Origin of the sequence: Bradyrhizobium sp., assembly GCF_049581145.1 — a bacterium.
In the GTDB taxonomy this organism is placed as follows: Bacteria; Pseudomonadota; Alphaproteobacteria; order Rhizobiales; family Xanthobacteraceae; genus Bradyrhizobium.
Genome location: NZ_JBAURI010000692.1, coordinates 1 through 6,159 on the forward strand (window position 1 = coordinate 1; position 6,159 = coordinate 6,159).

Genomic DNA, 6,159 nt, shown 5'->3' on the forward strand with positions numbered 1-6,159 from the left:
ATCGTGAACACGGCGAAGCGCACCGGTGCGCAGGTTCGCGGACCGATTCCGCTGCCGACCCGCATCGAGAAGTTTACCGTCAACCGTTCGCCCCATGTCGACAAGAAGAGCCGCGAGCAGTTCGAGATGCGCACCCACAAGCGCCTGCTCGACATCGTCGATCCGACCCCGCAGACCGTCGATGCCCTGATGAAGCTCGACCTGGCCGCCGGCGTCGACGTCGAGATCAAGCTCTAAGTTTTTGGATTTTTTAGTCTGCGCAGTTCGCGGACAGAGAGAACAGGAAGCAGCAAGATGCGCTCCGGAGTGATCGCACAGAAGGTCGGGATGACGCGGGTCTTCACAGAAGCCGGCGAGCATATCCCCGTGACCGTTCTGAAGCTGGGCAATTGCCAGGTGCTGGGCCATCGCACGACCGAGAAAAACGGTTACGTCGCGTTGCAGCTCGGCTCCGGCGCCCGCAAGACCGTCTACATGCCGAAGGCCGAGCGCGGCCAGTTCGCGGTCGCCAAAGTCGAGCCGAAGCGCAAGGTCGTGGAATTCCGCGTCTCCGAGGATGCGCTGATCCCGGTCGGCGCCGAGATCCAGGCCGATCATTTCGTGGTCGGCCAGTTCGTCGACGTCACCGGCACTTCGATCGGCAAGGGCTTTGCCGGCGGCATGAAGCGCTGGAACTTCGGCGGCCTGCGCGCCACCCACGGTGTCTCGGTCTCGCATCGTTCGATCGGTTCGACCGGCGGCCGTCAGGATCCCGGCAAGACCTGGAAGAACAAGAAGATGCCCGGCCACATGGGTGTCGACCGCATCACCACGCTCAATCTGCGTGTGGTGCGGACCGACGTCGAGCGTGGCCTGATCCTGGTCGAAGGCGCCGTTCCCGGCTCCAAGGGCGGCTGGATCAGGGTGCGCGACGCCGTGAAGAAGCCACTGCCGAAGGAAGCGCCGACGCCTGGCAAGTTCAGGGTCGCCGGCACCGAGCAGGCCGCGGAAGCGTCCGCCGAGACGGGGGGCGCGTGAGATGGAACTGAAAGTCACAACCCTCGAGGGCAAGGAAGCCGGCTCCGTTCAGCTTTCGGACGAGATCTTCGGTCTCGAGCCGCGCTCGGACATCATCGCCCGCTGCGTGCAGTGGCAGCTCAACAAGCGCCAGGCCGGCACCCACAAGGCCAAGGGTCGCGCCGAAATCTGGCGCACCGGCAAGAAGATGTACAAGCAGAAGGGTACCGGCGGTGCCCGTCACGGCTCGGCCCGCGTGCCGCAGTTCCGGGGCGGCGGCAGAGCCTTCGGCCCGGTGGTGCGTTCGCACGCCACCGACCTGCCGAAGAAGGTGCGCGCGCTGGCGCTCAAGCATGCGCTGTCGGCCAAGGCCAAGGACGGCGACCTCGTCGTCATCGAGGCGGCGAAGCTGGAAGCCGCCAAGACCAAGGCCCTGGTCGGACATTTCTCCGGGCTTGGTCTCACCAACGCGCTGATCATCGACGGCGCCGAGCTGCATGACGGTTTTGCCGTTGCCGCGCGCAACATTCCGAACATGGACGTGCTGCCGATCCAGGGCATCAACGTCTACGACATCCTGCGTCGCCAGAAGCTGGTGCTGACCAAGGCGGCAATCGATGCGCTGGAGGCGCGCTTCAAATGAAGACGATCGATCCCCGCCATTACGACATCATCGTCTCACCGGTCGTGACCGAAAAGGCGACGCTCGCCTCCGAACACAACAAGGTTCTGTTCAAGGTCTCGAGCAAGGCGACCAAGCCGCAGATCAAGGAAGCGGTAGAGAGGCTGTTCGACGTCAAGGTGAAACGCGTCAACACGCTGGTGCGCAAGGGCAAGACCAAGGTGTTCCGCGGCAATCTCGGCTCGCAGTCGGACATCAAGCGCGCGATCGTGACCCTCGAAGAGGGCCACCGCATCGACGTGACCACCGGACTATAAGGCTCACCGACGATGGCATTGAAAAAGTACAATCCGACGACGCCCGGCCAGCGCCAGCTGGTGCTGGTCGACCGTTCGGCGCTCTACAAGGGCAAGCCCGTCAAGGCTTTGACCGAAGGCAAGCATTCCAATGGCGGCCGCAACAATACCGGCCGGATCACCGTGCGTTTTCGCGGCGGCGGCCACAAGCAGGCCTATCGCGTCGTCGATTTCAAGCGCGGCAAGGTCGATGTGCCGGCGACCGTGGAGCGGCTGGAATACGATCCGAACCGCACCGCCTTCATCGCCCTGATCAAGTATCAGGATGGCGAGCAGGCCTATGTGCTGGCACCGCAGCGGCTTGCCGTTGGCGACACCATCGTCGCGGGCGACTATGTCGACGTCAAGCCGGGCAATGTCATGCCGCTCGGCAACATGCCGATCGGCACCATCGTCCACAACATCGAGACCAAGATCGGCAAGGGCGGCCAGCTCGCGCGTTCCGCCGGCACCTATGCCCAACTGGTCGGCCGCGACCAGGACTACGTCATCGTGCGCCTGAACTCGGGCGAGCAGCGCCTGGTTCACGGCCGCTGCCGCGGCACCATCGGCGCGGTGTCGAACCCCGACCATATGAACATCTCGATCGGCAAGGCCGGACGCACCCGCTGGCTCGGCCGCAGGCCGCATAACCGCGGCGTCTCGATGAACCCGATCGATCACCCGCATGGCGGCGGCGAAGGCCGCACCTCGGGCGGCCGCCACCCGGTGACCCCGTGGGGCAAGCCGACCAAGGGCAAGAAGACCCGTACCAACAAGTCGACCACCAAATTCATTCTCCTGAGCCGCCACAAGCGGAAGAAGTAAGGAACGCCGGACATGGTTCGTTCAGTCTGGAAAGGCCCGTTCGTCGAGGCGTCGCTGCTCAAGAAGGCAGATGCCGCGCGTGCGTCCGGCCGTCATGACGTCATCAAGATCTGGAGCCGCCGCTCGACCATCCTGCCGCAATTCGTCGGCCTGGTGTTCGGCGTCTACAACGGCCAGAAGCATGTGCCGGTTTCGATCAACGAGGAAATGGTAGGCCACAAGTTCGGCGAGTTCTCGCCGACCCGGACCTTCCACGGCCATTCGGGCGACAAGAAAGCCAAGAAATCCTGATCGAATCCTGACGCAGGAAATCCTGATATCTGGCTTGAGATTAGGCTTGAGGACTTAAGCGATGAGCAAACCAAAGCGCGGACGGAGCCTCCCGGACAACGAGGCCAAGGCGATCGCCCGGATGCTGCGGGTGAGCCCGCAGAAGCTCAATCTGGTCGCGCAGCTGATCCGCGGCCGGAAGGCTTCGGCTGCGCTCGCCGACCTGCAATTCTCGCGCAAGCGGATCGCGGTCGACGTCAAGAAGTGCCTGGAATCGGCGATTGCCAATGCGGAGAACAACCACGATCTCGATGTCGACGAACTCGTGGTCAAGGAAGCCTTCGTCGGCAACGGCCTGGTGATGAAGCGATTTTCGCCGCGCGGCCGCGGCCGCTCGGGCCGCATCTACAAACCATTTTCGCAACTGACGATCGTGGTTCGTCAGGTCGAGGCGAGCGCGTAAGTCAAGGGACGCTGGAGAAAACGATGGGTCAAAAGATCAATCCGATCGGGCTGCGTCTCGGCATCAACCGGACCTGGGATTCCCGCTGGTTTGCAGGCAAGGCCGAATACGGCAAGCTGCTGCACGAGGACGTCAAGATCCGCGAGATCCTGCACAAGGAATTGAAGCAGGCGGCGGTGGCGCGCATCGTGATCGAGCGCCCGCACAAGAAGTGCCGCGTCACCATTCATTCGGCGCGTCCGGGCGTCGTGATCGGCAAGAAGGGCGCCGACATCGACAAGCTGCGCAAGAAGGTCGCCGACATCACCGCCTCCGACGTCGTGATCAACATCGTCGAAATCCGCAAGCCGGAGCTCGATGCGACGCTGGTCGCCGAATCGATCGCCCAGCAGCTCGAACGCCGCGTCGCGTTCCGTCGCGCCATGAAGCGCGCGGTGCAGTCGGCGATGCGCCTGGGCGCCGAAGGCATTCGCATCAACTGCTCGGGACGGCTGGGCGGCGCGGAAATCGCGCGCATGGAATGGTATCGCGAGGGCCGGGTGCCGCTGCACACGCTGCGCGCCGACATCGATTACGGCGTCGCGACCGCATTCACCACGTTCGGCACCTGCGGCGTCAAGGTCTGGATCTTCAAGGGCGAAATCCTCGAGCACGATCCGATGGCCCAGGACAAGCGGATGGCCGAGGGCGACAATACGCGGCCGCGCCGCGATGCGGCCTGATGAAGGCTTTTGAGAGTTTGAGGGCTTGACGCCATGATGCAACCAAAGAAGACGAAGTTCCGGAAGCAGCATAAGGGCCGCATCCACGGCGTTGCCAGTTCCGGTGCGACGTTGTCATTCGGCCAGTTCGGCCTCAAGGCGATGGAGCCCGACCGCGTCACCGCGCGCCAGATCGAGGCCGCCCGCCGCGCGCTGACCCGCCATATGAAGCGCGCCGGCCGCGTCTGGATCCGCGTCTTCCCGGACGTGCCGGTGTCGAAGAAGCCTGCCGAAGTCCGCATGGGCTCCGGCAAGGGGACGCCGGAACTGTGGGTGGCCCGGGTCAAGCCCGGACGAGTGATGTTCGAGATCGACGGCGTGCCGGTGCAGCTGGCGAAGGAAGCGCTGACGCTCGCCGCCGCCAAGCTGCCGATCAAGACGCGCTTCGTCGAGCGCATTGCGGAGTAATGGTCATGGCCGAGATGAAACCCGAAGACATCCGCGCGATGAGCCCCGATCAGATGGACGACGCCGTCCTCAACCTGAAGAAGGAGCGCTTCAACCTGCGTTTCCAGCGCGCCACCGGGCAGCTCGAGAACACCTCGCGGATGCGAGAAGCCCGCCGCGACATCGCCCGCATCAAGACCATCGCCGCGCAGTCGCGCGCCAAGAAGAAGTAAGGGGCTCCTCATGCCGAAACGTACGCTCCAGGGCGTGGTCGTCAGCGACAAGCAGGCCAAGACGGTCGTGGTGCGGGTCGACCGCCGCTTCACCCATCCAATCTACAAGAAGACGATCCGCCGCTCGAAAAACTACCATGCCCACGACGAGGACAATCAGTTCAAGCCGGGCGACGTGGTGTGGATCGAGGAAAGCAAGCCGATCTCGAAGTTGAAGCGCTGGACCGTGGTCCGGGGCGAACACAAGCAATCCGCCTGAGGCGGTCCGGCGGAAGCCGGACCTGTCTTGAGACATTCAAGCGCAAGTCTCTTGCGCGCCAGATAAAGAGGACGAGGTGCATCAATGATTCAGATGCAGACCAACCTCGACGTGGCCGACAATTCAGGCGCACGCCGTGTCATGTGTATCAAGGTGCTTGGGGGCTCCAAACGCCGCTACGCCACCGTGGGCGACATCATCGTGGTGTCGATCAAGGAGGCGATCCCGCGCGGCAAGGTCAAGAAGGGCGACGTGATGAAGGCCGTGGTGGTGCGGGTCCGCAAGGACATCCGCCGTGCCGACGGCTCGGTGATCCGGTTCGACCGCAATGCCGCCGTCCTGATCAACAACCAGTCGGAGCCGGTCGGCACCCGCATCTTCGGGCCGGTGCCGCGCGAGCTGCGCGCCAAGAACCACATGAAGATCATCTCGCTCGCGCCGGAGGTGCTGTGATGGCTGCGAAGATCCGCAAGGGCGACAAGGTGATCGTGCTGAGCGGCCGCGACAAGGGCCGCACCGGCGAGGTGTTCGAGGTGCAGCCCGACGCGTGCAAGGCGCTGGTTCGCGGCGTCAACATGGTGAAGCGTCACCAGAAGCAGACCCAGGCGCAGGAGGGCGGCATCATCTCCAAGGAGATGCCGATCCACCTGTCGAACCTCGCTTACGTGGGCAAGGACGGCAAGCCGACCCGCGTCGGATTCAAGATTCAGGCGGACGGCAAGAAAGTCCGCGTTGCCAAGAGCTCGGGAGCAGAGATCGATGGCTGAGACCGCCTATGTGCCGCGCCTGCGCGCGGAATACGACAGCAATATCCGCAGCCAGCTGACCGAGAAGTTCGGTTACGCCAATGTCATGCAGGTGCCGCGGCTCGACAAGGTCGTGCTCAATATGGGCATCGGCGAAGCCGTCAACGACCGCAAGAAGGCGGAAACGGCGGCGGCCGACCTATCGCTGATCGCGGGCCAGAAGGCCGTCGTGACCTATTCGCGGGTCGCGATCGCGACC

The 6,159-nt window shown here is 63.8% G+C and carries 14 protein-coding genes; all 14 read left to right on the top strand.

Annotated elements, in window-relative coordinates; all coding sequences use genetic code 11:
- The coding region (rpsJ, locus tag WCB02_RS22515) for a 30S ribosomal protein S10 (RefSeq protein ID WP_423961571.1) at nt 1–237 on the top strand (237 nt) is incomplete at its 5' end.
- A gap of 57 nt (nt 238–294) precedes the next feature.
- Nucleotides 295–1,017, top strand: coding sequence for a 50S ribosomal protein L3 (gene rplC / locus WCB02_RS22520; RefSeq protein ID WP_423961573.1), 723 nt, complete (start codon nt 295–297; stop codon nt 1,015–1,017).
- 1 nt (nt 1,018) lies between these two features.
- Complete coding sequence (gene rplD, locus WCB02_RS22525; RefSeq protein WP_423961574.1) at nt 1,019–1,639, top strand: 50S ribosomal protein L4; 621 nt, start codon at nt 1,019–1,021, stop codon at nt 1,637–1,639.
- A complete protein-coding gene (locus WCB02_RS22530; RefSeq protein WP_423961576.1) occupies nt 1,636–1,935 on the top strand; it encodes a 50S ribosomal protein L23 in 300 nt (99 codons plus the stop codon). Before rplD ends, WCB02_RS22530 begins: the two co-directional genes overlap by 4 nt.
- 12 nt (nt 1,936–1,947) lie before the next feature.
- Entirely contained in the window at nt 1,948–2,781 is an 834-nt protein-coding gene (rplB, locus tag WCB02_RS22535) for a 50S ribosomal protein L2 (RefSeq protein ID WP_423961578.1), read from the top strand.
- Nucleotides 2,782–2,793: 12 nt separating this feature from the next.
- The gene (gene rpsS, locus WCB02_RS22540) at nt 2,794–3,072 is read left to right on the top strand and encodes a 30S ribosomal protein S19 (protein WP_423961579.1); all 279 of its coding nucleotides are present in this window, start codon (nt 2,794–2,796) and stop codon (nt 3,070–3,072) included.
- Between the two features lie 61 nt (nt 3,073–3,133).
- Entirely contained in the window at nt 3,134–3,514 is a 381-nt protein-coding gene (gene rplV / locus WCB02_RS22545; protein WP_423961581.1) for a 50S ribosomal protein L22, read from the top strand.
- A gap of 23 nt (nt 3,515–3,537) precedes the next feature.
- Nucleotides 3,538–4,236, top strand: a complete 699-nt coding sequence (gene rpsC / locus WCB02_RS22550) for a 30S ribosomal protein S3 (protein WP_423961583.1) — start codon at nt 3,538–3,540, stop codon at nt 4,234–4,236.
- Between the two features lie 33 nt (nt 4,237–4,269).
- A complete protein-coding gene (rplP, locus tag WCB02_RS22555) occupies nt 4,270–4,683 on the top strand; it encodes a 50S ribosomal protein L16 (RefSeq protein ID WP_423961585.1) in 414 nt (137 codons plus the stop codon).
- Between the two features lie 5 nt (nt 4,684–4,688).
- Nucleotides 4,689–4,895 (top strand): 50S ribosomal protein L29, encoded by a 207-nt coding sequence (gene rpmC, locus WCB02_RS22560; RefSeq protein ID WP_423961586.1) that lies wholly within the window; start codon nt 4,689–4,691, stop codon nt 4,893–4,895.
- Between the two features lie 10 nt (nt 4,896–4,905).
- Nucleotides 4,906–5,154 carry a 30S ribosomal protein S17 gene (gene rpsQ / locus WCB02_RS22565; RefSeq protein ID WP_423961588.1) on the top strand — a complete coding sequence of 83 codons (249 nt, stop codon included), beginning with the start codon at nt 4,906–4,908 and terminating at the stop codon, nt 5,152–5,154.
- A gap of 84 nt (nt 5,155–5,238) precedes the next feature.
- Nucleotides 5,239–5,607, top strand: a complete 369-nt coding sequence (gene rplN, locus WCB02_RS22570) for a 50S ribosomal protein L14 (RefSeq protein ID WP_006611848.1) — start codon at nt 5,239–5,241, stop codon at nt 5,605–5,607.
- The gene (gene rplX, locus WCB02_RS22575; protein ID WP_423961590.1) at nt 5,607–5,921 is read left to right on the top strand and encodes a 50S ribosomal protein L24; all 315 of its coding nucleotides are present in this window, start codon (nt 5,607–5,609) and stop codon (nt 5,919–5,921) included. Before rplN ends, rplX begins: the two co-directional genes overlap by 1 nt.
- Nucleotides 5,914–6,159, top strand: a 246-nt coding sequence (rplE, locus tag WCB02_RS22580; RefSeq protein WP_423961592.1) for a 50S ribosomal protein L5, incomplete at its 3' end; no start/stop codon positions are given. The genes rplX and rplE, both read left to right, overlap by 8 nt.